This is a genomic window from Acidovorax sp. DMC1 (assembly GCF_056314325.1).
The window spans coordinates 163,865-188,910 of record NZ_JBQUYO010000006.1; the positions used below are offsets into that span (position 1 = coordinate 163,865).

Annotated in this window: 19 protein-coding genes and 1 other RNA gene; 7 read left to right on the forward strand and 13 right to left on the reverse strand. The window is 66.9% G+C overall.

What is annotated here, in order from left to right:
• The first annotated feature begins 21 nt into the window (after positions 1-21).
• The 4 genes from mobA (at position 22) to ACT531_RS14295 (ending at position 3,055) form a co-directional block, all read left to right on the forward strand.
• Positions 22-660: a molybdenum cofactor guanylyltransferase MobA gene (gene mobA, locus ACT531_RS14280; RefSeq protein WP_291445673.1), complete on the forward strand. Its 639-nt coding sequence runs from the start codon at positions 22-24 to the stop codon at positions 658-660.
• A 33-nt stretch (positions 661-693) separates the two neighbouring features.
• Positions 694-1,248 (forward strand): N-acetyltransferase family protein, encoded by a 555-nt coding sequence (locus ACT531_RS14285; protein ID WP_476017838.1) that lies wholly within the window; start codon positions 694-696, stop codon positions 1,246-1,248.
• Positions 1,249-1,267: 19 nt separating this feature from the next.
• Positions 1,268-2,635 carry a molybdopterin molybdotransferase MoeA gene (gene moeA / locus ACT531_RS14290; RefSeq protein ID WP_476017839.1) on the forward strand — a complete coding sequence of 456 codons (1,368 nt, stop codon included), beginning with the start codon at positions 1,268-1,270 and terminating at the stop codon, positions 2,633-2,635.
• A 93-nt stretch (positions 2,636-2,728) separates the two neighbouring features.
• Positions 2,729-3,055, forward strand: a complete 327-nt coding sequence (locus ACT531_RS14295) for a thioredoxin family protein (RefSeq protein ID WP_476017840.1) — start codon at positions 2,729-2,731, stop codon at positions 3,053-3,055.
• A 141-nt stretch (positions 3,056-3,196) separates the two neighbouring features.
• Here the strand turns inward: ACT531_RS14295 and ACT531_RS14300 are convergent, their stop codons facing one another.
• The 4 genes from ACT531_RS14300 to ACT531_RS14315 all read right to left on the reverse strand — a co-directional run bounded on the left by ACT531_RS14300 (position 3,197) and on the right by ACT531_RS14315 (position 9,354).
• Entirely contained in the window at positions 3,197-6,352 is a 3,156-nt protein-coding gene (locus tag ACT531_RS14300; RefSeq protein WP_476017841.1) for an efflux RND transporter permease subunit, read from the reverse strand.
• 40 nt (positions 6,353-6,392) lie between these two features.
• Positions 6,393-7,799: an efflux RND transporter periplasmic adaptor subunit gene (locus ACT531_RS14305; protein ID WP_476017842.1), complete on the reverse strand. Its 1,407-nt coding sequence runs from the start codon at positions 7,797-7,799 to the stop codon at positions 6,393-6,395.
• Positions 7,800-7,975: 176 nt separating this feature from the next.
• On the reverse strand, positions 7,976-8,425 hold the full coding sequence (rnhA, locus tag ACT531_RS14310) for a ribonuclease HI (protein WP_422849280.1): 450 nt from the start codon (positions 8,423-8,425) through the stop codon (positions 7,976-7,978).
• Complete coding sequence (locus ACT531_RS14315; RefSeq protein ID WP_476017843.1) at positions 8,422-9,354, reverse strand: class I SAM-dependent methyltransferase; 933 nt, start codon at positions 9,352-9,354, stop codon at positions 8,422-8,424. The genes rnhA and ACT531_RS14315 overlap by 4 nt, the downstream gene beginning before the upstream one ends.
• Between ACT531_RS14315 and gloB the strand changes: the two genes are divergently transcribed.
• Together gloB and ACT531_RS14325 are read left to right on the forward strand one after the other, a co-directional pair.
• Complete coding sequence (gene gloB, locus ACT531_RS14320; RefSeq protein ID WP_476017844.1) at positions 9,353-10,129, forward strand: hydroxyacylglutathione hydrolase; 777 nt, start codon at positions 9,353-9,355, stop codon at positions 10,127-10,129. The genes ACT531_RS14315 and gloB overlap by 2 nt on opposite strands.
• Positions 10,126-11,652, forward strand: coding sequence for a transglycosylase SLT domain-containing protein (locus tag ACT531_RS14325; RefSeq protein WP_476017845.1), 1,527 nt, complete (start codon positions 10,126-10,128; stop codon positions 11,650-11,652). The genes gloB and ACT531_RS14325 overlap by 4 nt, the downstream gene beginning before the upstream one ends.
• Positions 11,653-11,716: 64 nt before the next feature.
• Here ACT531_RS14325 and ACT531_RS14330 read toward each other — a convergent pair whose 3' ends face one another.
• The 6 genes from ACT531_RS14330 to dnaX all read right to left on the reverse strand — a co-directional run bounded on the left by ACT531_RS14330 (position 11,717) and on the right by dnaX (position 17,050).
• Positions 11,717-11,869 carry a DUF3096 domain-containing protein gene (locus tag ACT531_RS14330; RefSeq protein ID WP_015013605.1) on the reverse strand — a complete coding sequence of 51 codons (153 nt, stop codon included), beginning with the start codon at positions 11,867-11,869 and terminating at the stop codon, positions 11,717-11,719.
• Positions 11,870-12,045: 176 nt separating this feature from the next.
• Positions 12,046-13,101 carry an ABC transporter substrate-binding protein gene (locus ACT531_RS14335; RefSeq protein WP_015013604.1) on the reverse strand — a complete coding sequence of 352 codons (1,056 nt, stop codon included), beginning with the start codon at positions 13,099-13,101 and terminating at the stop codon, positions 12,046-12,048.
• A gap of 154 nt (positions 13,102-13,255) precedes the next feature.
• Complete coding sequence (locus tag ACT531_RS14340; RefSeq protein ID WP_015013603.1) at positions 13,256-13,681, reverse strand: MAPEG family protein; 426 nt, start codon at positions 13,679-13,681, stop codon at positions 13,256-13,258.
• Between the two features lie 125 nt (positions 13,682-13,806).
• On the reverse strand, positions 13,807-14,397 hold the full coding sequence (gene recR, locus ACT531_RS14345; RefSeq protein WP_476017846.1) for a recombination mediator RecR: 591 nt from the start codon (positions 14,395-14,397) through the stop codon (positions 13,807-13,809).
• A 244-nt stretch (positions 14,398-14,641) separates the two neighbouring features.
• Positions 14,642-14,974 carry a YbaB/EbfC family nucleoid-associated protein gene (locus ACT531_RS14350; protein WP_015013601.1) on the reverse strand — a complete coding sequence of 111 codons (333 nt, stop codon included), beginning with the start codon at positions 14,972-14,974 and terminating at the stop codon, positions 14,642-14,644.
• A 69-nt stretch (positions 14,975-15,043) separates the two neighbouring features.
• The gene (dnaX, locus tag ACT531_RS14355) at positions 15,044-17,050 is read right to left on the reverse strand and encodes a DNA polymerase III subunit gamma/tau (protein WP_476017847.1); all 2,007 of its coding nucleotides are present in this window, start codon (positions 17,048-17,050) and stop codon (positions 15,044-15,046) included.
• A gap of 102 nt (positions 17,051-17,152) precedes the next feature.
• Between dnaX and ffs the strand changes: the two genes are divergently transcribed.
• Positions 17,153-17,249: signal recognition particle sRNA small type (gene ffs / locus ACT531_RS14360), an RNA gene on the forward strand.
• 115 nt (positions 17,250-17,364) lie between these two features.
• Here ffs and ACT531_RS14365 read toward each other — a convergent pair.
• From ACT531_RS14365 to ACT531_RS14375, 3 genes are all read right to left on the reverse strand, one after another.
• On the reverse strand, positions 17,365-18,735 hold the full coding sequence (locus tag ACT531_RS14365) for a TIGR03862 family flavoprotein (protein ID WP_476017898.1): 1,371 nt from the start codon (positions 18,733-18,735) through the stop codon (positions 17,365-17,367).
• 130 nt (positions 18,736-18,865) lie between these two features.
• On the reverse strand, positions 18,866-22,366 hold the full coding sequence (locus ACT531_RS14370; protein WP_476017848.1) for a UvrD-helicase domain-containing protein: 3,501 nt from the start codon (positions 22,364-22,366) through the stop codon (positions 18,866-18,868).
• The gene (locus tag ACT531_RS14375) at positions 22,363-24,960 is read right to left on the reverse strand and encodes a PD-(D/E)XK nuclease family protein (RefSeq protein WP_476017849.1); all 2,598 of its coding nucleotides are present in this window, start codon (positions 24,958-24,960) and stop codon (positions 22,363-22,365) included. The genes ACT531_RS14370 and ACT531_RS14375 overlap by 4 nt, the downstream gene beginning before the upstream one ends.
• Positions 24,961-25,046: the final 86 nt, after the last annotated feature.

Below are 25,046 nucleotides of genomic sequence, written 5' to 3' on the forward strand. Positions count from 1 at the left end.
GCATTCTTTTGAAGAGCATCCATGATTCAAACCCAAGACATCACCGGCCTGGTCCTCGCAGGGGGCCGAGGCTCCCGCATGGGCGGGGTGGACAAAGGCCTGCAGAACTTTCGCGGGCTGCCATTGGCCCTGCACACGCTGATGCGGCTGCAGATGCAGACGGGCAACGTGATGGTCAACGCCAACCGCAATCTGGCGGCCTACGAAGCGTTTGGCACGCCGGTGTGGCCCGACGTGCTGAGCGACTACGCCGGGCCCCTGGCGGGCTTTCTGACCGGGCTGGAGCGCTGCGAAACGCCCTGGCTGCTGACGGTGCCCTGCGACACTCCGCTGTTTCCGCTGGACCTCGCCCAGCGCCTGGCGGCCGCGGCAGACGCCGAGGGTGCCGACATTGCCATGGCCGCAGCGCCCGAAGACGACGGCCAGGGCCACATCACCGTGCGCCCGCAGCCGGTGTTCTGCCTGCTGCGTGTGGACCTGCTGGAAAGCCTGGTCGCCTTCACCCAGGCCGGTGGCCGCAAGATCGACGCGTGGACGGGCCAGCACCGCTGTGCCATCGTGCCCTTCGACCAGCCGGGCGACGACCCCCAGGCCTTCTTCAACGCCAACACGCTGGCCGAGCTGCACGCGCTGGAAAGCAGCAGCGCGCCCCAGGCCTGAGCTGCCCGCCCACCCCATGAACCATCGCCCCCCGTGGACGCAGTGAAACCAGTGGAACCAGCGGATGCTGGCGCGGTACACATCCGCCCCCTGGTCGCCGCCGATGCAGTGGCCTACAAGGCCCTGCGCGACGAGGCACTGCGCACGGCGCCGGATGCTTTCACCTCGGACTACGAATCCTCCGTGGGCCGCGATGCCAGCGAGTACGTGGCGCGGTTTGGCGCGCTGGAGTCCGGCCAGTTCTTTCTGGGCGCCTTTGACGCGGCAGGCCAGCTGCTCGGCTGCCTGGGTTGCGAGCGCGAACAACGCACCAAGCAGCGCCACTGCGCCGTGGTGGTGGGCATGATGGTGTCGCCCGCTGCGCAGCGCCGGGGCATTGGCCGGATGCTGGTGGAGGCCTGCATGCAGGCCGCCAGCCAGGTGCCGGGGCTGACCCAGCTGGTGCTTACCGTCACCGCGTCCAACCACCACGTGGTGCGCCTGTACGAGCAGGCCGGGTTCCGCGCCTGGGGCCTGCTGCCCCACGCCATCGTGGTGGATGGCGTGGGCTACGACAAGCTGCACATGCTGCGGCTGCTCTCCCACTGAATTCAAGCCAATCCCACCCATGAAAACCATTGCCCAGATAGCCGCCGAGCTGCAAGGCTACGACCCGCAGGCCCTGAGCGCTGCCGATGTGAACCAGTTTCTGGACCGGCTGGTCGAGCCCGTCACCGCCACCGAAGTGCTGCCGCTGTTCAGCGCGCTGGGCCGCGTGCTGGCGCAAGACGTGATCTCCCCGGTGAGCGTGCCGCCCCACGACAACTCGGCCATGGACGGCTACGCCTTTGCGGGTGCGCAACTGGTGGCCGGGCAGCCGCTCACGTTGCGCGTGGTGGGCACCGCCCTGGCCGGCAAGGCCTGGGCGGGCACGGTGGCGGCGGGCGAATGCGTGAAGATCATGACCGGCGCCATCATGCCCGCCGGGCTGGACACCGTGGTGCCGCAGGAGTTCACGACCGCCGCAGCCGACGGCCACATCACCATTGCCGCCGATGTGCTGCGCGCCGGCGACAACCGCCGCTTCAAGGGCGAGGACATCATGGAAGGCCGCGTGGCCTTGGCCCGTGGCGAGCTGCTGACGCCTGCCGCCCTGGGCCTGGTGGCCAGCCTGGGCCTGCCCACCGTCACGGTGGTCCGCCGCCTGCGCGTGGCGTACTTCTCCACCGGCGACGAGATCCTGAGCCTGGGCGAGGCGCCGCGCGAAGGCGCCGTGTACGACAGCAACCGCTACACCGTGTTCGGCCTGCTCACGCGCATGGGGGCGGAGGTGATTGACCTGGGCGTGGTGCGTGACGAACCCGCGCTGCTTGAAGCCGCCTTCCGCCAGGCAGCCCAGCAGGCCGACGCCATCATCACCAGCGGCGGCGTGAGTGTGGGCGAGGCCGACCACACCCGCACCATGATGAAAAAGCTGGGCGACGTGGCCTTCTGGCGCATCGCCATGCGCCCGGGCCGCCCGATGGCCGTGGGGCGCATCGGCAACGCAGAAAATCAAGCCGTTTCGGCCTCAAGCGCTAGTGCATCAAGCGCTGACAGCTATCAAAATAATATCAATACTGATATCAATACAGCCCCCGGTGGCGCAGTGCTCTTCGGGCTGCCCGGCAACCCCGTGGCGGTGATGGTGACCTTTCTGGCCTTTGTGCGCCCCGCCCTGCTGCGCATGATGGGGTGCACCCGTGCGGCGCCCCCACTGCTGCGAGCCATCAGCACCGAGCCCATGCGCAAGAAGCCCGGCCGCACCGAATACCAGCGCGGCCTGGTCACCACCGCCGCCGACGGCACGCTGCAGGTACGCACCACCGGCAACCAGGGCTCGGGCGTGCTCAGCTCCATGGTGCAGGCCAACGGGCTCATCGTGCTGCACCACGGGCAAGGCAATGTGGCGGTGGGCGATGCGGTGGACGTGATGGTGTTTGAGGGCGTGATCTGACACGGCAATGCGCCGCCAGCCGGTGCATGGCACCGGCCACCAAGGTAACCTGAAACCTGCCTCTCGCTCTGTTCACAGACCACGAATCACGCCATGCCCTACTCCGCGCAACACCTTGCACAACCCCCATCCCGAGACGATGTGGACCGCCTGCCCGGCGCCACGGTGGTCGAGTTCGGCACGCCCTGGTGCGGCCACTGCCAACGCGCCCAGCCGCTGATCGAAGCCGCCCTGAAGGACCGCGCGGACATTGCCCACGTCAAGGTGGAAGACGGCCCTGGCCAGCGCCTGGGCCGCACGTTCGGTGTGAAGCTCTGGCCCACGCTGGTGTTTCTGAAAGACGGCCAGGAAGTGGCCCGCCTGGTGCGCCCACAAGGCGGGCAAGAACTGCAGGACGCGGTGCAGTCGGTGCTGGCCTGAGCCCCCCGCGCCGCCAGCTCGACCCACACATCGTTCACGCATGCACTGAAAAGCAGAAAGGGCCCCACGGGCCCCTTTCTTGTGTTGTATTGCTTTGATGGCTTTAGCCGCACGGCTTATCAGCCCGCCCCCTATTGAAAGTTACTTGGCCACATAGTCGTGCGGGTGCAGCGGGTGTGCCGGCGCGTCCACCGCCACCGCAGTGTTGGCCCCCGGCACCGCCTTGCGGGCGAACAACGTGTACATGGTGGGCACCACAAAAATGGTGAGCAGCGTGCCCAGCGACATGCCACCCACAATCACCCAGCCGATCTGTGTGCGCGTTTCGGCGCCAGCACCCGTGGCCAGTGCCAGGGGGATGGCTCCGAGCACCATGGCACCCGTGGTCATCAGGATGGGGCGCAGGCGCTGGGCCGAGGCCTTGACCAGCGCGTCCACCATCTCCATGCCCTCTTCGCGCAGCTGGTTGGTGAACTCCACGATCAGGATGCCGTGTTTGGTGATCAGCCCCACGAGCGTGATCAGCCCGATCTGCGAATACACGTTGAGCGAGCCGCCGCTCCACTTGAGCGCCAGCAACGCACCAATCATCGACAGCGGCACCGACACCATGATGACCAGCGGGTCGATAAAGCTCTCGAACTGCGCCGCCAGCACCAGGAAGATGAACACCAGCGCCAGCACAAACACCACGCCCAGCGCACCTTGGGAGTTCTTGAACTCGCGCGAGGTGTCGTTCAGGTCGGTGGTGTAGCCGGGCTTGAGCACCTTGGCGGCCGTCTCGTTCATGAAGGTGATGGCCTGGCCCAGCGAGTAGTCGGACGACAGGTTGGCCGTGATGGTGGCCGAGCGGCGCTGGCCAAAGTGGTTCAGCTCGCGCGGGCTCACGCTTTCGCGCACGTTGACCAGACTGGTCAGCGGGATCATCGCGTCGTTGCGGCCGCGCACGTAGATGGTGTCGATGTTCTCGGGCGTGGTGCGGCCTCGCGCCTCGGTCTGCACGATCACGTCGTACTGCTCGGCATCGCGCTTGTAGCGCGTGACGGTGCGGCCGCCCAGCATGGTCTCGATGGCCTTGGCCACCACTTCCACGCTCACGCCCAGGTCGGCGGCGCGTTCGCGGTTGACCTCGATGCGCAGCTCGGGCTTGTTCAGGCGCAGGTCCACGTCAGGGGACACGATGCCGGGGTTCTGCGCAATCTCGGCCATGAACGCGGCCACCACCTTGCTCAGGTTTTCGTAGCTGTCCGAGGTCTGGATCACGTAGGTGAGGGGCCGCGAGCGAAAGCCCTGGCCGAGCGACGGCGGCGTGATCAGGAAGGCATTCACGCCGGGCAGGCCCGCCACCTTGGGCTGCAGCTCCTTGGCCAGGGCCAGCGTGGTGCGGTCGCGCTTTTCCCAGTCCACGGTGCGGTAGATGACGCTGCCCTGTGCCACCGTGGGATTGCCGATGTTGGCAAACACGCGGTCGAATTCGGGGTAGGTGTTGCCGATCTTTTCCAGCTCCAGCGCATAGCGGTTGGTGTAGTCCAGCGTGGCGCCGTCGGGTGCGGTCACGCTGGCCAAAATGGTGCCCCGGTCTTCCAGCGGCGACAGCTCCTGCCGCATGGTGGGGAACACCAGCACCAGCGCTGCGCCGCTGAGGGCCATGACGCCCAGCACGATCCAGCGGGCCTGGAACAGCGCACCCCGCACACCGCCCCGCCCAGAACCCGTGCCGCCCCAGCGGGCCGTAACGATCCAGCGCAGCAAACGACCATACGCGTCTGACAGGGCCGTGAGCCAGCGCTCCATGGAGCGATCGAACCAGTTGGGCTTCGGGTTGTGCTTGAGCAACAGCGAGCACATCATGGGCGAGAGCGTCAGGGCCACAAAGCCCGACACCACCACGGCCCCGGCCAGCGCCAGTGCAAACTCCACAAACAGGCGCCCCGTGCGGCCTGGCGTGAATGCGAGCGGCGCATACACCGCCACCAGCGTGAGCGTCATGGCCACTATGGCAAAGCCGATTTCACGGGCACCCTTGATGGCGGCCGAGAACGGGTCAAGCCCCTCTTCGATGTGGCGGTAGATGTTCTCCAGCATCACGATGGCGTCGTCCACCACCAGGCCAATGGCCAGCACCAGCGCCAGCAGCGTGAGCGTGTTGATCGAAAAGCCCGCCAGTGCCATCAGCGCAAAACTGCCCACCAGGCTGACCGGGATGGTGATGATGGGGATGATGGACGCCCGGAAGGTGCGCAAGAACACAAAGATCACCAGCGCCACCAGCACAACGGCCTCGATGATGGTGGAGTACACGCTCTTGATGGAGCGGTCGATGAACAAGGAGTTATCGTTGGCAATGTCGATGCCGATGTCTGGCGGCAGATCGGCCTTGAGCAGGGGGATCATGGCGCGCACGCCTTTGGACAGCTCCAGCGGGTTGGCCGTGGCCTGGCGGATCACACCCACCGAGATCGCATCGCGGCCATTGAGCCGCACGCGGCTGCGGTCGCTGGCATGGCCTTCTTCGACCCGGGCGACATCGCGCACCCGCACCGAGAACCCGTTGACCGTGCGGATCACGATGTCGGAAAACTGTGCCGGGGTTTTCAGGTCGGTCTGCGAGGTCACGCTGAACTCGCGCTGTTGCGACTCGATGCGGCCCGCGGGCAGCTCCAGGTTGTTGCGGCGGATGGCGTCTTCCACGTCCTGCGTGGTCAGGCGGTAACCGGCCATGCGTTCGGGGTCCAGCCACACCCGCATGGCGTATTTGCGCTCGCCGTAAATCGGCACGTCGGCCACACCAGTCACGGTCTGCAAACGGGGTTTGACGATGCGGTTGATGAGGTCGTTGACCTCCAGCGGGGTGCGCGTGTCGCTGCTGAAGGCCAGCCACATCACGGGCGAAGCGTCGGCCTCGACCTTGGCAATCACGGGCTCATCCACCGCCAGCGGCAGGCGGTTGCGCACACGGGCCGTGCGGTCGCGCACTTCGGCTGCCGCGTTGTCGGCATCCTTCTCCAGCCGAAAGCGCACGCTGATCTGGCTTTGTTCGGCCCGGCTGATGGAGGTGATCACATCCACCGCGTCGATCCCGGCGATGGAGTCTTCGAGCGGCTTGGTGACCTGCGATTCAATCACTTCGGCCGACGCGCCCGCGTAGCGCACGCTGACGGTGACCACGGGTTCGTCGATCTTGGGGTATTCGCGCACCGACAGGCGCGTGAAGCTCACCGCACCAATCAGCAGCACCAGCAGCGACAGCACGGTGGCAAACACCGGCCGGCGGATCGATATTTCAGCGAGTTGCATGGCAGTCCGTAGGCATCAGAGGGTGACGACAGGCAGCCCGTCAGACAGGCGTACGGCGGCCCGGGGCCGTTGATCGGGTCGCGCTTCCAGCCAGCTGGCAAGGGTTGGGACCTGGCAGGGGTTGGGCCTCCCTGCGAACCGCCATCGCGCTCGGCACCGTGGAGGCTGTCACGGGAGATGGAGATGCTGGCGCCGCAGAGGTGTTCGGCGCAGGCGCATCGGCCCCTGCTGCAGCCTTTGGGCCCGCCCCGGTCGCGGCACCTGAAGCGCCCGACGCTAGGCGCGCGGCTGCGGCCGCCGCGCCACCGTTGCCCTGCTTGCCCAGCTCCACCACGCGCACCTCGGTGCCGTCCTTGCGGATGCGCTGCTGGCCCGCCGTGACCACCAGGTCACCAGCGCTCAGGCCGTCCAGAATCTCCACCCATCCGGGTGAGCGCACGCCCAGCTGCACCGGGGTGCGGCGAGTCACCTGGCTGCCGGGCTCCTTGCCCTCCACCACCTTGAGCACATAGGGGCTGGAGCCGTCGGGCACGATGGCTTCTTCGGGCACCACGCGCGCGTCGCTGCGTTCGGAGAATACGGTCGTCACCCGCGCGAACATGCCGGGACGCAATTGCAGCCGGCGGTTGTCGATGCAGCCGCGCACCGCAATGGCCCGCCCATCTGCATCGATCTGCGGGCTGATGGCCTGCACCAGGGCGGCGTAGCGCACACCCGGCAGTGCATCAAACGTGATCTGTGCGGTCTGGCCCGGGCGCACTTTGCTCTGCAGCCGCTCGGGCAGACGGAAGTCCACGTACACCGCATCGAGGTCTTCAATGTTGACGATGTCGGCCCCGTCCTTGAGGTAGTCGCCCACGTTCACACCCCGAATGCCCGCAATACCATCGAACGGGGCCACGATCTTGAGGCGCTGGCCGGTGGCCTGGGCCAGCGCCAGCTTGGCCTGGGCCACTTCCAGGTTGGCAGCACTCTCATCCACAGAGCGTTGGCTGATGAAACCCTGAGCCACCAGCTCCTGGTTGCGCTTGTGGTTGGCCTGCGCAATCGACAACTCGGCCTGGCTTTGCTGGATTTGTGCACGGGGCAACTGGTCGTCCAGCTGCACCAGCACCTGCCCGCGCCGCACGCGCTGGCCATCGTGAAAGTTGAGCTGGGTGATGCGCCCGCCCACCTCGGGGCGCAGCATGACGCTCTGGCGCGACTTGAGACTGCCTACGGCTTCGGCATCGTCGCGCAGCGCCATCTTCCGCACGGTCACGGCCTCCACGGCCACGGGGCGACCGGCACCCGCAGCGGCACCACCGCCCGCAGGTGTACCCGTCCCGCTCGCCCCGGCCTCGGTACGCTGCGGTGGCTGGGCTGGTTTCTGCAACCACCAGGCTGCGCCCGATGCAGCCGCGATGCCGATGACAGCGAAAACGAGGTACTTGTTCTTGGACGCCATGGGTCAGTCAATCCGTTGAGGTGGGAAGCGCAGTCACACAATGTAACAGTGGGTGTATGCAGCCGCAGCCATGCGCTGCAATATCCCAGGGCATTGGCCGCAAGCGGCAGTCCCCGGCACGGCCATGAAAAAAGCCTCCGAAGAGGCTTGTGCGAAACGCTGAGTCGACTTTCAGGCTATCTACGGCCCAGGGCCTGGTCCACGCCCCGGTTGGCCAACTCGTCGGCGCGCTCGTTGCCCGGGTCGCCCGAGTGCCCCTTCACCCAGCGCCACTCAATGCGGTGACCGCCGGTGCTGACCAGCGCATCCAGCCGCTGCCACAGCTCCACGTTCTTGACGGGCTGCTTGGAGGCGGTGCGCCAGCCCTTGGCCTTCCAGCCATGGATCCACTCGGTGATGCCCTTGCGCACGTACTCGCTGTCCAGGTACAGCGTCACGGCACAGGGGCGCTTGAGGGCCGAGAGCGCTTCGATCACCGCCATCAGCTCCATGCGGTTGTTGGTGGTGCCCAGTTCGCCACCGAACAGTTCTTTTTCGGTCGCGCCGGAGCGCAGCAACACGCCCCATCCGCCGGGGCCGGGGTTGCCCTTGCAGGCGCCATCGGTGTAAATCTCTACCTGGTTCAAACTCTGTTCCTGACAATGTGATGGATGGTTGCAGCACCGGGGATGGATCTGCCGGGCAACCGGATACGAATGGGCTCAAGGCTCGTGCCGGGCTGCCGGCGGGCGGCCCGCGAGGAACTCACCCCGCGTTGTGACGCCCGGTTGGCGATGGGCACGGTGCCCGCCGCACGCTGGCGGTGGGTGCGCCAGGCGGGCTCCAGCAAACGCATGCCATGCACCCGTTTGACGGCCACCAGGAAATACGCAGCGCCCAGGATCGGCCACCACCTTTCACCCAGAGGGTCCATCCAGCCAAAACGCTCCAGCCAGTGTGCCGTGCGCACCGCTGGACGATAACAGCCAAAACGGGCCGATTCGACTTCGAAATTCAAAAGCCGCAGCCAATCGCGCAGGCGGCGGTAACCAATGAACTCGCCGACATCGGGCAGGTACAGGTTGCCCAGCCCCAGGCGCTGGTACAGCCGCGCACGCCGCTGCCGCAAGCCCCACAGGCTGGTGGGGTTCAGGCCGCTGATGACCACGCGCCCCTCGGGCACCAGCACCCGCTCCACCTCGCGCAGCGCGGCATGGGGGTCGATGCTCAGCTCCAGTGTGTGCGGCAGCACCAGCAGGTCCAGGCTGGCGGCGGGGAAAGGCAGGGCCACGGGCTCGGTGAGCAAGTCCACCGCGCGACGCTGCAGCGGGCCATCGACACCCCCAGTCTCGACAAAGGCGATGGAACCTTCCACCGCCTCCTGGCCCATGGCCAGCCATTGGTGGGGCATGCGGTTGGCACGCAGGCCGTCCAGCAGCGGCATGCCGAGCTGCAGGCTGTGGTAGCCAAAAATATTGGCCACCGCCTCGTCAAAGCGCGCCTGTTCCCAAGCGAGCAGATAGCGGCCGGGGGGGGAGTCGAACCAGTGGTGCAAACCTATAATTTGATCGCTCATGAACTTGCTACCGCTGCCCGCCTTTACCGACAACTACATCTGGATGCTGCACGACGGCCGCCAGGCCATCGTGGTGGACCCGGGAGAAGCCGCGCCGGTGGAGCAGGCCTTGCACCGCCGGGGCCTGACATTGCAGGCAATTCTAGTCACGCACCACCATGCCGATCATGTCGGCGGAGTCGATGCCCTGCGCGCCGCCACTGGCGCACAGGTGTATGGCCCTGCACGGGAGCGCATCCCCGAGCCGCTGTCGCGGCTGGCGCAGGGCGATACCGTCAACGCGCTGGGGCTGCAGTTCCAGGTCATCGATGTGCCGGGGCATACGGCCGGCCACATCGCCTACTACTGCGCCGACATGGACGGCGCGCCCCTGCTGTTCTGCGGAGATACGCTGTTCTCGGGCGGCTGCGGGCGGCTGTTCGAAGGCACGCCTGCGCAGATGCTGGACTCGCTGGACCGGCTGGCTGCGCTGCCCGGCAACACCCGGGTGTGCTGCACCCACGAGTACACCCTGTCGAACCTAAAGTTTGCACGTGCCGTGGAACCTGGCAATGCCGCCCTGCTCCACTACAGCAGCCAATGCGAGGCCTTGCGGGCCCAGAACCAGCCCACCCTGCCCTCGCAGATGGCACTGGAGCGAGATATCAACCCCTTTCTGCGCGTGCGGCAGAGCCCGGTGGCACAAGCCGCCCAGGGCTACGATGCGCAGGTGTCCCTTGACGACGCTGTAGCGGTGCTGGCCGCGCTGCGTCAATGGAAAAACGAGTTCCGATGAAGATTTTGCACATTGCCTGCCTGGCTGGCCTTTTGTGGCTGACAGGTTGCGCCACCACGGGTTCAGCGCCCGACCAAGCCGCTGCTGGCGGCAGCACCACCAGCACCAAAGCCCCTACCGCCCCCCACACTCCTGTCATCCCCAACGGCCCGCTCAAACCCATCACCGCCGCGCAAGCCGCGAGTGGCGAGGTGGCGTCGCTGTCGGCCCCGGCCGACCTGTGGGACCGCATCCGGCGCGGCTTTGCCATGCCAGACCTGCAGCACGAGCTGGTGCAGGACCGCGAGCAGTGGTATGCCACCCGCCCTGACTACATGCAGCGCATGACGGAGCGGTCCAGCAAATACCTGTTCCACATCGTTGAAGAGCTGGAACGCCGGGGCATGCCCACCGAGCTGGCACTGCTGCCGTACATCGAGAGCGCGTTCAATCCCCAGGCCGTATCGAGCGCCAAGGCCGCAGGCATGTGGCAGTTCATGCCTGCCACGGGCAACTATTTCGACCTCAAGCAGAACGCCTTCCGCGACGACCGCCGCGACGTGTTGGCGTCCACCCGCGCAGCGCTGGACTACCTGCAAAAGCTCTACGGCATGTTTGGCGACTGGCACCTGGCCCTGGCTGCCTACAACTGGGGCGAAGGCAGCGTGGGCCGCGCCATTGCCCGCAACCAGAAGCTGGGGCTGGGCACCAGCTATAGCGACCTGAACATGCCGGCAGAGACCCGCATGTATGTGCCCAAGCTGCAGGCAGTGAAGAACATCGTGGCCAACCCTGAGGCGTTCAACACTGAATTGCCGCTGATCGAAAACCACCCCTACTTCCAGACCGTGGACATCACGCACGACATCGACGTGTCGCTGGTGGCATCGCTGGCAGGTATCCGGGAGGAAGACTTCCGCGCGCTCAACCCGTCGTTCAAGCGGCCTGTGATCCTGGCGGCGGGCACACCACAAATCTTGCTTCCCTGGGACAACGCCAAGGTGTTCCAGCGCAATCTCGAAGCCAAGCGCGAAGGCCAGTACGCCAGCTGGACCGTGTGGTCCGTGCCCACCACCATGAGCGTGGCCGAAGCGGCCCAGCGTGCAGGCATGAGCGAAGCCGACTTGCGCAGCATGAACAACATCCCGCCGCGCATGCTAATCAAGGCGGGCTCGGCCCTGATGGTGCCGCGCTCCACAACCACACGGCAAGACGTGTCGTCCCACTTGGCCGACAACGGCCAGCTGAGCCTCACCCCCGAGATCGTCACCCGCCGCACCACCGTGCGCGCCGGCAAGGGCGACACGGTGGCCAGCATTGCCCGGCGTTACAAGCTGGCAGCCGCCAGCGTGGCCGACTGGAACGACGTGCGGGCGAATGCCGCATTCAAGGTAGGCCAGCAAGTTGTGGTGTACCTGCCGGTGCGCCAGGGCCAAGCGCGCAGCGGCAGCAGCGCCCGCGCCTCGGTCGCCACGGCGGCCAAACGCCAGGCACCCGCGCCCTCGCGACGCGGAGGCACGCCCTCCAAAGTCAAGCGCCGCTGACCCGCGCCCCTGCCGGCCGCGAAGGCTGGCAGGACATCGCTGGGCTGAGTGGCTGGGGCCGTGCTCAGAAACGGAGCGTGTGCATGCCCAGCAACCCCAAAATGCCCATGATGATGAGGTAGAGCGCCACGATGGTGCTGAGCAGGCGCGGCATGACCAGGATGAGAATGCCTGCGATAAGGGAAACGAGCGGGCCGATGCTGAGGCTCAGCGACATGGTGATGGGTCCTTGAAAAATGGCTCGGGAATGGCACAGCACAAGCGCCGCATACGTGGCCTGCGCAATGCCGGTGGCGCGGAGTGATCGCGGTGCAGTGGCGGGTATCTGTGCAGGCGGCTGACACTGTAGTCGATGCCAGAGGACTCAGCCTCAACCCCCACAACCGCAATTCGTCAGACGCTGTACTTCTGGCGCGCCTTGCGCACGAAGTCGCTGGTAAAGGTACGGGCCAGTTCGATCTTGGCCTCGGCCAGTTCGGGCAACACCCGCGACAGCACCCGCAATGCGGTGGCAGGGCCTTCGTCAGGCATCAGGCCATTGGTGGAGTAGGTCTCACGCACGCGGCTGAACGCCGCCAAGTACAGCCCCCGGTCGCCCATCAGATAGGCAGGTGGTACCGTTTTCACCAGATCGGCTGGCGCTGCCGTCTGCAGCCATTTGAGCGCATGCACAACGCCATTGACCAGGGCCTGGGCCTGGGCAGGCTGCTTCTGGATGAACGCCTGGGGCGCATACAGGCAACTGGCGGGCATCGTGCCGCTGAACATGTCCTGCGCGGCCTTGAGCGAGCGCAGGTCCCCCACGATGCGGGTGTCCGCCTTTTGCTCCAGCAGGGTCATGATGGGATCGGCATGGCACAACGCCTGCACCTGGCCGGAACGCAGCGCGTTCATGGCATTGGTGCCCGAGCCCACGCCCACAAACGACACCTCCCGCAAGGGCACACCTGCGCGCATCAGCATCAGGCTGGCGGCCAAGTGGGTGGAGGAGCCCACCGACGACACGCCCACCTTGCGCCCTGCGAGGTCGCCCAGATCCTTGTACGCCGGTACCGACCGCAGGGACACACCAAGCGCCAGTTGTGGCGCCCGACCCTGCACCACCAGCGCACGGTAGGCATGACCGCGCGCCTGCGCACGCAACACATGCTCGAACGCACCGGAACAGACATCGGCCGCACCGTCCTGCACCGCCTGCCAGGCCAGAGCTCCCGCCGAATAGTCGCGCACCACCACGTCCAGGCCTTCCAAGCGGAAGTACCCCAACGCATCGGCCAGCGCCAGCGGCAGGTGGTACAGAACGCCCTGGCCGCCGACCGCCACGGTCACCCGCCCCAGCGCCGCGCCATCGGTCTGCGCACGCACCCCGACGGCAGGCGCCCACACCGCAGCTGCCGACAAGGCAGATACGGCGCCAAAGGCGCGGCGGGTGAGTGGAGGCAAGGACATGGAATCAGCCAAAAAGACAATGCTGCATTGCAACAATCGTGCCGCAGCACAGGCAAAATCGCATCAGGGTGAATCCCTGCGGGTTACTACGTACCGCCCTGTGCAGGCGTCCACTGCGGGGCACCACCGGTGGAGCGAAAAGCCCCCGGCGCGCTCAACGGTATCCGATGAAAAGGATGGCGATATTGACCAGAAAACCACCGGCCCAGACCGCGCTGCGCGCCGTTGGCATGTCCGCCACATACATCATCACGTAGAAGATGCGGAGAAACACATACAGTAGTGCCAGCAAGTCCAGCAGTGTCTGGCCTGCCCCCAGCAGGTGGGCGATGATGACCGCGCCGATGAAAAAAGGCAGCGCTTCAAAGCTGTTCGCCTGCGCTGCGTTGGCGCGGCCACGCCAGTCGGACTGCCGCGAGAGCCAGCCGCGCGGGTCGTGGTTGTCAAAACCGCCCTCTTTGCGGGACTTGCCCAAGTTGCCGCTTTTGGCCAGCCAGGCGCAGGCAATCGGCAGCAGTGCGGCAAACAGCACACACCAATAGGCCACAGTAAACCGTGCGACGTGCAGGGTGGTATTCATTTTTGAAGCTTTTGAGGCCCCAGCGCAGCAAATACAGGCGCTGGCAGCTATTAAATTGAGAGTATTTTAGCCGCAGGCCTTTGCCAGCCAGCGGACTGGCTCACAGGCAGGTAGGCACATCCAGGTCACCGGCGATCCACCAGCGCATGCGCAATCGTGCCCAGGTCCACATACTCCAGCTCGCTGCCCACGGGCACGCCGCGCGCAAGCCGCGTGACATGGAGCCCCCGGCTCTTGAGCGCCTCGCTGATCACATGGGCAGTCGCCTCGCCCTCGGCATTGAAATTGGTCGCCAGAATCACCTCCTGCACGGTGCCGTCCGTGGCGCGGTCCATGAGCTTGTGCAGGCCTATCTCCTTCGGCCCCACCCCATCCAGCGGACTGAGCCGCCCCATCAGCACAAAGTACAACCCCTTGAAGGCGCCCGTGCGCTCCAGCGCCGACTGGTCCGCTGGCGTCTCGACCACACACAGCCGCGTGGCATCGCGCTCGGGGTCCAGGCAGGTGCTGCACACCTCGGCTTCGGTGAAGGTATGGCAACGCGCGCAGTGGTGCACGGTGCCCACCGCCTCCCCCAGAGCACGCGCCAGCGCCAGCGCCCCTTCACGGTCATGCTGCAGCAGATGAAACGCCATGCGCTGCGCAGACTTCACCCCCACCCCCGGCAGCCGGCGCAGCGCCTGGATCAGAACATCGAGGGAGTTGGTGGAGGACATGGGGTGAGAGGCAATCCGAGAATTGGAGTTGGCGGTATGTGGAACGAGGCTTCGACAAGCTGCGCCCGAAAGGTAGTCAGGGCGCGGGCCAGTTTCTACTTGCCTTTCACCCCCCCGCCCTCAAGGGCGTAGCGAGCGGGATGAGCTGCTAGGCGGCCGGAGCACAGGAACCGGAACGTACTTCCTGTACGTGAGGATTCCGAGCACCGCCCAACGACGCAGATCGCCCGCTCGGTAGCCAGCCTCAGAAAGGGAATTTCATGCCGCCGGGGAGTCCTGGCATGCCCGCTGTGAGCTTGCCCATCTTCTCTGCCGAAGTCTCCTCGGCCTTACGCACCGCCGCATTGAACGCAGCCGCCACCAGGTCTTCCAGCATGTCCTTGTCTTCGGCCAGCAGGCTGGGGTCGATGGTGATGCGCTTGACGTCGTGCTTGCAGGTCATGACCACCTTCACCAGGCCCGCGCCCGATTCGCCTTCGACTTCAATGAAGGCCAGTTCGTCCTGGGCCTTTTTCAGGTTGTCCTGCATGGCCTGGGCTTGCTTCATCAGGCCGGCGAGTTGTCCTTTGTTGAACATGGTGTGGTTTCCTTTTCGGTTTCTAGTCTAGTGAATGGGTAACAGAGCTTGTGAGGGCTTCAGGGTCGGTCATGCAGGCTTGATGCTGCCCGGCACGATTCTCGCGCCGTAATCCCGCATCAGCGATTGCACGAAGGGGTCGTTGTGCACGATTTCCTCGGCGCGGCGCTGGCGCTCGGCCGCGGCAGCGGCATTGCGGCGGGCGGGGCTGTCGATGACCACACCCACCTCAACGCTGATCTGCGTGGCATGGCCGGCCGCCTCCAGCGCAGCGCGCAGGCGCTCGCGCGCCGTGGGCTGGTTGAGCGACTCACGCTCCACCCGCAGCAGCCAGTGCCCCCCATCGCGCGCCACCAGCTGCGATTGCAGGGCTAGCTCGCGCACCAGCGCTGTGATCGCTTCGGCTGCGATCAGTTGCTGCACGGTGGTGTGCCAGACATCGCCCTCTTCGGTGGGCGTGTAGCGGGCAGAGACGGGGGTGGGTGCAGACAGCGGAAGCGGCTGCAGCCGCTCGCCAGGCTCCGGCGCTTCGCGCACCGGAATTGCTACATATTCAGGAGCGCCTTGCGCTTTGACGGATTGCACTGCACCGGGGTTTTGCCCCAACCTCTCGGGCGTGCGCACGGGCAGCGCCGTTGCGGCAGGCGCTGGCGCCGTAGCCACCGCACCCGATTCATCAGATCCTGGCCATGGGGGTGGCTCGGAATCGTGCACCGATGCAGCCGCAGGGTCATCCGCTGGAGCGGGGACAGGGCGCGCCAACGCAGCAGACGCTGGCGCGGCCAACGGAGCGGGCGCAGGGACTTTGGGTGCAGGTGCTACAGGCGAGGCCTGCGGAGCCGCAGCGATCGGCGCAGCCAAGGCGGCCGATGCACCCACGGTACCTGTCAAAACAGGGCTGGAGGCTGTCGTTTCAGCCCGCGTCAGAGTTTTTTTTTCAGCCGATTCGCCAGCGCCCCCTGCACCGCCGACGGGCTTGAAGGCCAGCAAGCGCAGCAGCACCATGGTCAGCGCCGCGTACTCATCGGGCGCCAGGCCCAGTTCGCCGCGCCCGTGCAGGCACAGGCTGTAGAGCAATTGCGTTTCGTCGGCGGGCATCAGCGTTGACAGGCGGGCGGTTTCGGCGGCTTCTGGATCGTCGGCATCCACAGCACCAGCCATTTGCGGCACGGCCTGGAACACAGCCATGCGCTGCAGCACGGCACTCATTTCTTCGAGCGTGGAGGCGGCCGACAGACCGTTCATGCGCAGCGCGTCCGAGGTTTCGACCACGGTCTTGCCATCCCCCTGGGCCAGCGCATCAATCAAGCGGAACACGTAGGAGCGGTCCACCGCGCCTAGCATCTGGCGCACACCCGCTTCTTGCAGCTGGCCGCTGCCAAACGCGATGGCCTGGTCGGTCAGCGACAGCGCATCGCGCATGGAGCCCCGCGCGGCACGCGACAGCAACCGCAGCGCCTGCGGTTCGGCGGGCACGTTCTCATTGGCCAGCACGCGGGTCAGGTGCTCCAGCACCGTCTCGGGCGCCATAGGGCGCAGGTTGAATTGCAAGCAGCGGCTCAGCACCGTCACCGGCACCTTTTGCGGGTCGGTCGTGGCGAGCACGAACTTGAGGTATTCAGGCGGCTCTTCCAGCGTCTTGAGCATGGCGTTGAACGCCGTGTTGGTGAGCATGTGCACTTCGTCGATCATGAAGACCTTGAAGCGCCCCTGCACGGGCTTGTAAACCGCCTGCTCCAGCAGGCTTTGCACCTCGTCCACGCCCCGGTTGGAAGCCGCGTCCAGCTCGGTGTAGTCCACAAAGCGGCCGCTGTCGATGTCGGTGCAAGCCTGGCATACGCCGCAGGGCGTGGCGGTAATGCCACCGTTGCCATCCGGCCCCTGGCAGTTGAGCGACTTGGCCAAAATGCGCGACACCGTGGTCTTGCCCACACCGCGCGTCCCGGTAAACAGGTAGGCGTGGTGCAGGCGCTGCTGGGTCAGCGCATTCGAAAGGGCCTGGACCACATGCTCCTGCCCCACCATCTCGGTGAAATTGCGAGGGCGGTACTTGCGGGCGAGCACGAGGTAGGACATGCGGGCGATTCTACGGGCTGGGCCAGGCGCCCCTGGCACCGCCAGGGCAAACAAAACAGCCACTGAAAAATCAGGGCCTTCATCCGACGTACAATCAGCGGTGACGGGCCTCCTCGCATGGTGAAGCGGCCAACCGGGTCAGGTGGGGAACCAAGCAGCCCTAACCGTGGAGTCAGTGCCGGGGGTAAGGCTCGTCAACTTCTTCTTTTTTGTGCGGTCGCGCAAAAGCTCTCTCTCCTTCAAAGCTCCCGCTCCGCAGCCAGTCAACTTGGTCTGTACAAAAGCCGACGAAGGCAGAGCCCTCTCGATTCTTTTCACTCGCCTGCAGTACGGCCCAGCCACTGCAGCGCTCCCTCACCCGCCACGCGACCGCTGGCCATGCTGGCGGTGAGCAGATAGCCGCCGGTAGGCGCCTCCCAGTCCAGCATTTCGCCAGCGCAGAACACGCCCGGCAGGGCCGTGGCCATGAGGTGCGCGTCCAACGCCTCCAAGGTCACGCCGCCTGCGGTACTGATGGCCTCATCAATGGGCCGGGGGGCTACCACGGTGATGGGCAGCGCCTTGATGGCGTGGGCCAGGGCCACGGGGTCGTCCATGCCGTCCTTGCCCAGGTGTTCGTACAGCACACCCGCCTTGATGCCATCCAGCCCCAGGCGGCTCTTGAGGTGGCTGGACAGTGACCGGGAGCCGCGTGGGTGGCGCACCTCCACCAGCACCCGTTCGGGGCTGTGGTCGGGCAGCAGGTCTAGATGGAACGTGGCGTGCCCGTGGGCTTCGATCTCATCGCGCAACAGATGTGACACGGCGTATACCAGGCTGCCTTCCACACCCGTGGCGGTGGCCACAAACTCGCCCCGGCGCTGGAAATGCTGACCGGTGCTGCCAGAAAAACTGAGCGACACCGATTTGAACGGCTGGCCCGCAAAGCGCTCGGCAAAATGCGGTGTCCAGCCCACCGGCACGGCGGGCGTGCGGCCCAGCAGTTCTTGCAAAAAGGCGCGCCGTGTCTCGCCTGCGGGGGCTTGCATACCCGCCACGTCGAAGCCGCAATTGGCGGGGCGCAGCGGCGCCACGGCCACGCCGCGCTCGGCCAGCAAGGACACCCAGGCTCCGTCCGACCCCAGGCGTGCCCAACTCGCGCCCCCCAAGGCCAGCACCACGGCACGGGCTGTGACCACCACCTCGCCCGCTGGGGTGGCAAAGCGCAGCGTGTGCAGACTGCCCTCCGATGGCTCAGCAGATCGCTCCATGAGCGGCTCCATGGGCTGTTTGGTCGACGGCTCCTTCGACGGCTCCGTGGATCGCCCCGCTCCGTCACCAGCCCACCCCTGCCAGCGATGCCGCATGTGCAGTTGCACCCCGTGACCGCGCAGGCGGTGCAGCCAGGCGCGCAGCAAGGGCGCGGCCTTCATGTCGGTAGGAAAAACCCGGCCGGAGGTGCCCACAAAGGTCTCCACCCCCAGGCCCTGCGCCCAGGCCCGTATCTCGGGGCCACCCAGGGCGCGGATCCATGGCTCGACCTGCGGCTGGCGCCCGGCGTAACGGCTGACAAAAGGCCCGTGCGGCTCGGAATGCGTCAGGTTGAGTCCACCCTTGCCCGCCAGCAAAAACTTGCGCCCGACCGAAGGCATGGCATCGAACAGATGCACAGCCGCCCCCGCCTGGGCCAGCACTTCGGCGGCCATGAGCCCCGCCGGACCACCGCCGATGATGGCCACCTCGCACGACAAGGCAGAGAGCGCGGACGGAGCAACAGAAGGAGCGTAGGACACAGCGAGGGCCTTGGAGGTCAGGGAGAGGGAAAGGTGCAAGTGTTCAGAACAGGGAACCCTGCAACGGGTCGACGCCGGAGGGCGCCGGGGACCGGGTCGGTGCGCCGCCCGATGCGCTGGACGACGACGCCTGCGCCGCAGTGCCGGGTGCGGGAGTATGCACGAGCCCCTCAGGCGCTGCATCATCCACCGTCACCATGCGCCCATCGCCCGTGAGGAAAGCGGCATGCACCACCTCGCCCGGCATGAGCGCCTGCACGGCTTCGCGGTAGCGCTTCAGCTGGGCCACCAGGGCCTGCTGGCGCTGGGGCTGCGACGCGCTTTTGTAGTCCAGCACCCACCAGCCTGCCTGGGCGTCCACAGCGGGCTGGGCATGTACGGCGCGGCGCTGCACCAGCCGGTCGATGCGCAGGCTCTGGCCCTGGTAGTGCAGCGGAGCCTCGTTGATGGCGGTCTGGATCAGCGCCGGGTCCCACGCCCAGGCACCCTCGCCCGCCAGAATGGCCTGTGCCATGCGCGCGGCCTGCTCGGCGGCGGCGGCGGTGATGTCGTGGTCTGCAGCCAGCAGCGCCAGTCGGGCAGCAGACCAGCCGTGGGTGCGTACGTCCGAGAGTGGAGCGCCCGCCACGCCAGCCTGCTCCAGCAGCTGGTGCATGGCATCGCCCTGGCGCGACAACGGGGTCGATTCGGCATCGCCCGGCATGGCCACGGGGGCGCCGCCTTCCAGACCCGCGGCGGTATGCACACGCGCGCTTTGCAGTGCCTCGGGCAGCACCGGCAGGCTGGGAATGGTGAAGTCCTGCGCGGGCGCTGCAGCCTCCCCCCCCTGTGCGATGGGTCCCAGCGCCTGCAGATCGACTTCCGTCACCAGCGGGGCCAATCGATTCCACCAACTGCCGGGAGCCGAGCTGCTCGGTTGGACCGACGACACAGCCAGGCAGTGCTTGGCGCGCGTCATGGCCACGTAGAGCATGTTCAGCTCCTCGCGGCTGCGGGCCTGCTGCTCGGCGGCCAGGGTGGACTCGGCACTGGGGGGCGGGTTGGATTCGCTGGCCAAAAAGATGAACGCTGAGGGCGCAGACTGCTCGCCGGGCCAGTCCACCAGCACACCCATGGTTTCGGCCTTCTGCGGGCGGGTGTCGGTATCGAGCAGCAGCACGCAGTCGGCCTCCAGCCCCTTGGCGCCGTGCACCGTCAGCAGGCGGATGGCCTGCGCATCGGCCCGGCCAGGGGCGCGCACGCCGCCCTTCTTCATGGCCCGTACGAACGCGTAGGGCGTGAGGTACCGGCCCCCGTCGTGCTGCAGCGCGGCGGCCAGCAGCGCGCGCAGGTTGGCCTGCACGGCCTGGCGCTGCGTGATGGGCGCGGCGGCGGCGAAGCGGGCCAGCACGTCGCCATGCTCGTAGATGGCGTGCAGGGCATCATGCGGTGGCAGGCGCTGCACCCAGCCCTGGTATTGCATCAAAATGCCCCCTAGCGCTTGCATTTCATGCGGAAGCAGCTCACTTTTCAATAGCACATCAAACCAGCTGCAAGCTGCATGCTCGGGCTGGCGGCGCTGCACGGCCAGGGCCACCAGGGCATCGTCGCCCAGGCCAAAAAACGGCGACTTGAGTGCGCGGGCCAGCGACAGGTCGTGCGTGGGCGAGACCAGCGCGTCCAGCAGCGCCACCATGTCCTGCACCTCGGGCGCGTCGAACAGGTCGGACTTTTCAGGCTGCACGCAGGGTAGGTGCAGGGCGCGCAGGGCCTCTTGCATGGTGGCCAGGCGGTCGCGTTTGCGGGCCATCACCAGCACCTCCTTGGGCGGCATGCCGCTGGCGATCTGCGCGGCCACCCAGGCGGCGGCCTGCGTGCATTCGCGCATGCGCTGGGTTTCTTCGGCTTCGTGGCGGGGTTCGGTCAGGCTGTCGCGCCAGGCCAGCGGGTCGCGGGCGGCACCTGGGCTGTCGTCATCCGCATCGATGATGGCGGGCAGACGCAGCAGTTGGCCCTGGTGCTTCGACTCGGTGGTGTGGTCACGAAAACCGCTGGTCTCTTGCTGCGCCTGGGCCTGGCCCATGACGGCGTTGACGGCGGCAATCACGCCCTGAGCGTTGCGGCGCGTGTGGTCGCAGCTCAGCAGGTCACCGCCCAGCCCGTCGCGCACAAAGGCCTGTGCAGCAATGAACACCTGCGGCTCGGCCCGGCGAAAGCGGTAGATGCTCTGCTTGGGGTCGCCCACGATGAACACGCTGGGCGCGGCAGAGCCGCCGCCCGAGCCCGCATAGCCCGCCAGCCACGCGTGCAGCGCCTGCCACTGCAGCGGGTTGGTGTCCTGGAACTCATCCACCAGCAGGTGGCGGATGCGCGCGTCCAACCGCTCTTGCACCCAGCCAGACAGCACCGGGTCGGCCAGCATGACCAAGGCCGTACGCTCCACATCGTTCATGTCCACCCAGCCGTGCTGCTGCTTGACGACGGCAAACTGCGCAATCAGGCAGCGCGCCAGCCGGGCCATGCGCTGCTGGTACTGCCAGGCCTCGTGCTGGCGGCGGGCCACCAGAAGGCGCTGCAACTCGGGCTCGGCCTCTTGCGCGGCGGGGAACTTCTCCAGGTTCTTCGACAGGCGGTCTTCCTTGGCGACGAACATGGCCTTGCGCAGCATGTCCAGGCGCTGGTTCAGGTCGGGACAGGCCAGCGCGTCGATGATGGCGTCCGCTGCCTTTTGCGGGGTCTTGTTGGACTCAGCACCCAGAGCGCTGGCACGGCTGCGCCAGCGTTGCAGGGCGGCTTCGGTCTGCAGAGCCTCGGCAGGCTCGGCAAAAGCAGCTAGGTCGGGGTAGACCTGCTGGAACGGTGGCACCGACGCATCCACCACACCTGCCGCGTCGGCCAAGTCGAACTCCACGCGCTTGGCCAGTGCCGCTGCCAGCGCCTTGTGCGTTTGCGAGCGGCCGTGGCGGGCCATCACGGCTTCGTAGTCGGCGCGCAGGCTGGCGCTCTCAGCCACGGTCTGCAGGAAAGGCGGCCAAACCTCGCGCACGGCCTCGGCATCGTCCTCCAGCAGCTCAAAGTGCGCGGGCAGGCCTTGCTGTTGCAACAGCGCCAACGGGGCCGTGCCCAGCAGCGCGGCAAACCAGCTGTGGAAGGTGCGGATCTGCACCGGGCGGCCAGCCTCCAGAAGTTGGCGATATAAATTTTGTAGCGCCTCGCGCTTTTCCAGTGCGCCCTGGGGGCTGATTCCGCGTGCAATCAGCTCTGCCGTCAGCTCCTCCAGTGGCTTGTGGCTGAACTGCTCCAGCCATTCCTGCAGGCGCTGCCGCATTTCGCCCGCGGCCTTTTTGGTGAAGGTGATGGCCAATATCTCGTGCGGCGCGCAGCCGTCGAGCAGCGCCCGCAGCATGCGCGAGACCAGCATCCAAGTCTTGCCCGCGCCAGCGCAGGCCTCCACCGCCACGCTGCGGGCAGGGTCGCAGGCAATGGCGTAGAAGGCCTCGCGCGACACGGTGCAGCCGTTGTGTTCGTAGGCGGCCTGCATGGGTTGGGGGGTGCTCTCGGTCATGGCGTCTCTGGCGTTGGCAGCACCTGCTCGGCGTCTGCCCACATGTCTTTGCGGCACAGGCCGCGCACGGCGCAAAACTCACACACCGAGCCCTCGCCCAGCGCAGGCAGGGGTGCTCCGGCCGCGATACGGGCCATGTCGTGCTGGATGCCTTCAATCAGCACATCGCGCAGGTGCACCACTTCGTCCTGCTCATGCAATTGCGTCTCGCCGCGTTCGCCCACATTGACGTAGGCGGCACGCAGCGTGTCGTGGTGCAGCAGCGCGGCATAGAACGGCAACTGCGTGTCTTCCGCGCCACTCTTGATGCGCTGGCGGGTGACGCTGTCGCTTTCGGTTTTGTAGTCAATCACCAGCACCGTGGGCTCGCCGGTGCTGGACACGCCGTCAATGCGGTCGATGGTGCCGATCAGTTCCAGGTCGCCCAGAGGTTGCTTGGCCTTGACCTCGGCCTGGCGGAACATCGCGCCCTGCTGCTCGTGCCCGCCCAGCCACTGCAAATAACCGTCGCGCAGTTGCGCCCAGCCTGCGGCAAAGGGCAAAAAGTCGCCGTCTTGCAGGCGCTGCTCGCGGGTGACGGCCTCGGCGGCGGCGTCCATGCGGGCGCTGCGCTCACCCGCGTCGTCGGTGGGTTGGTCGCGCAGGTCTTCGTGAAAGCGCTGCAGCACCGCGTGAAGCCAGTTGCCGAAGTCGCGCTTGTCCACCTCGGCGTCCAGCTCGTCGGCCTCACGCAGACCCAACTGGCGCTGGGCAAAGAAACGGTAGGGGCAGTGGCGTAGGTCGGAATACGCAGTGGACGAGAGTTGCCGCACGGGCAGGGTCTGGCCTACGGGCAGGGGGCGCAGCGTGGGCGTTGCCACCACATCACGTGCAGCGCGGTAATCGGCGCCGGGGGAGGCTGCGCCATCCAACTGCAGTGCAAGCACCGGGGCACTGGCCAGCAGGGGCTCACCGCCTTCATCGCCCGTGCGCCACAGCACATCCACCACGGGCAGGCGCAGGGCATAGGCCCAGGCGGCCCGCTGCGCGGCCTCCAGCGACTGGCGCGTGGGCAAACCCCAGGCCTCGCGCTGGACCTGGGACCAGTCTCCGGGGGGCTCCGGAGCGGCCTGCAGGCGTTTCTCATCGCAACCGGGGAGCACGGCCGACGCAAAAGGACGGCCCAGCAATTGGGGCAGCGGCAACACCACCACGGGCGCATCAGCGGCCTGCGAGGCCACGTAGCGCTCGGCCTCCAGCACGTCCTTCACCCACCGGGTAAACTCCGCCAGCGTCATGCGGCGGCCCGCACTGTCGCCCCAGCCTTGCAGCTCCGCTTGCTGGCCGTCTTGCAGGCGCAGCGCCGCCAGCACGCGCATGCCCGCGGGGTCGGCCTGCAGGCCCTGCCATTGCCCCGCTTGCTCCAGCACGGCGCGCAGAGCGGGCAGCCACTGCGCCAAAGGGCGCGCAGCGCGCAGGGTGTCACGCCAGGTCTCCACCGCGGCCACGGTGCGGGCCAGGTGAGGCTGCGCACTCAGGTCCTGCGCGGAGGCCGCGCTCCAGTGCTGCAGCACGCCTTTGCGCAGCCACTGCTCCAGTCGGTTGATCTCGCCCGGCGTCAGCGCGGGGGTGTGCTTGATCCAGTCCAGCACGTCGTTGGACGAGGCATTCCACGCGGCGGCCTGCAGCGCGGCCATGACGCGAGACGCCGCACGGGTGGTGGACAGAATCCATCCACTTTCATCACGCACCAGCACACCGCTGCTGTCCAGATGGGCCAGCACACGGCGAATGAGCGCGCGGTCGGTGGCCGCCAGCGCAACCGGCACCCGGCCATCGCGGATGTGGCGGAGGACACAGGCTGCTGCGCGGTGGGCTTCGTCTTCGGCGTCAGTGGCAGCATGCAAGGCCCGTTGGGGTGGCGCCGAAGCGTCTTCCAGCAGCGATGGCAGCACGATGCAGGCGCCCCGTTCGCCCCATTGGGCCAACAGGGCCTGGGGCAAAGCGTCGGACTGAAAGCCCTCCAGCACCACCAGCGCATCCACGGCCTCCCGCACACCGGGCTCAAACAACACATCGGTGGCATGCCGTGAGGCCAGCGCCCATTCCAGCGCCAGGCGCGCGACCAGAGCCTCGTAGTGCAGGCTGCTGCCTTCATCCGCAGTGGCCAGGAGTTTGCGGGCCTCGTCGCCCCAGGCTGCCCGCTGCGCGGGGGGCACGGCCGCCACGGCGGGTGCCAGCTGGGCGGCGGCTTCTCGCAGTGGCGTGGCCAGCATTTCACGCAGGGCGCCCTGCCCCACGCGGTCCAGAAGGGCGCGGGCCGTGAGGGTGTCGCGCGCAGCATCGCCCGCAAAATCATCGGCCGACGGCTCAAAACCCTGCAGCTGGCGCGCCCAGTTGCGGGTCGTCTCGAAACGCGGAGCAAAGCCCTGCGGGAACTGCTGCCCCCACAGGCGTTGCCCCCAGGGCATGAGCTGGGCATAGGGCACCAGCACCACGGTGCGGGCCAGATGAGCGCCCCGGGCACTGGCATGGGCCGCCACCTGGGCCAGAGCGCGTTGCCACAGGTGCAGGCTCCAGCCTGCACCATCATCGCTTTTCGCTATGACAGTCATAGCGTCGCAGGCCCCGGCCATACCGGTGAATGGGGGATTGGTTTCTGTCACAATGCCCAGACTTTATACGTACACCGGTCCCAACC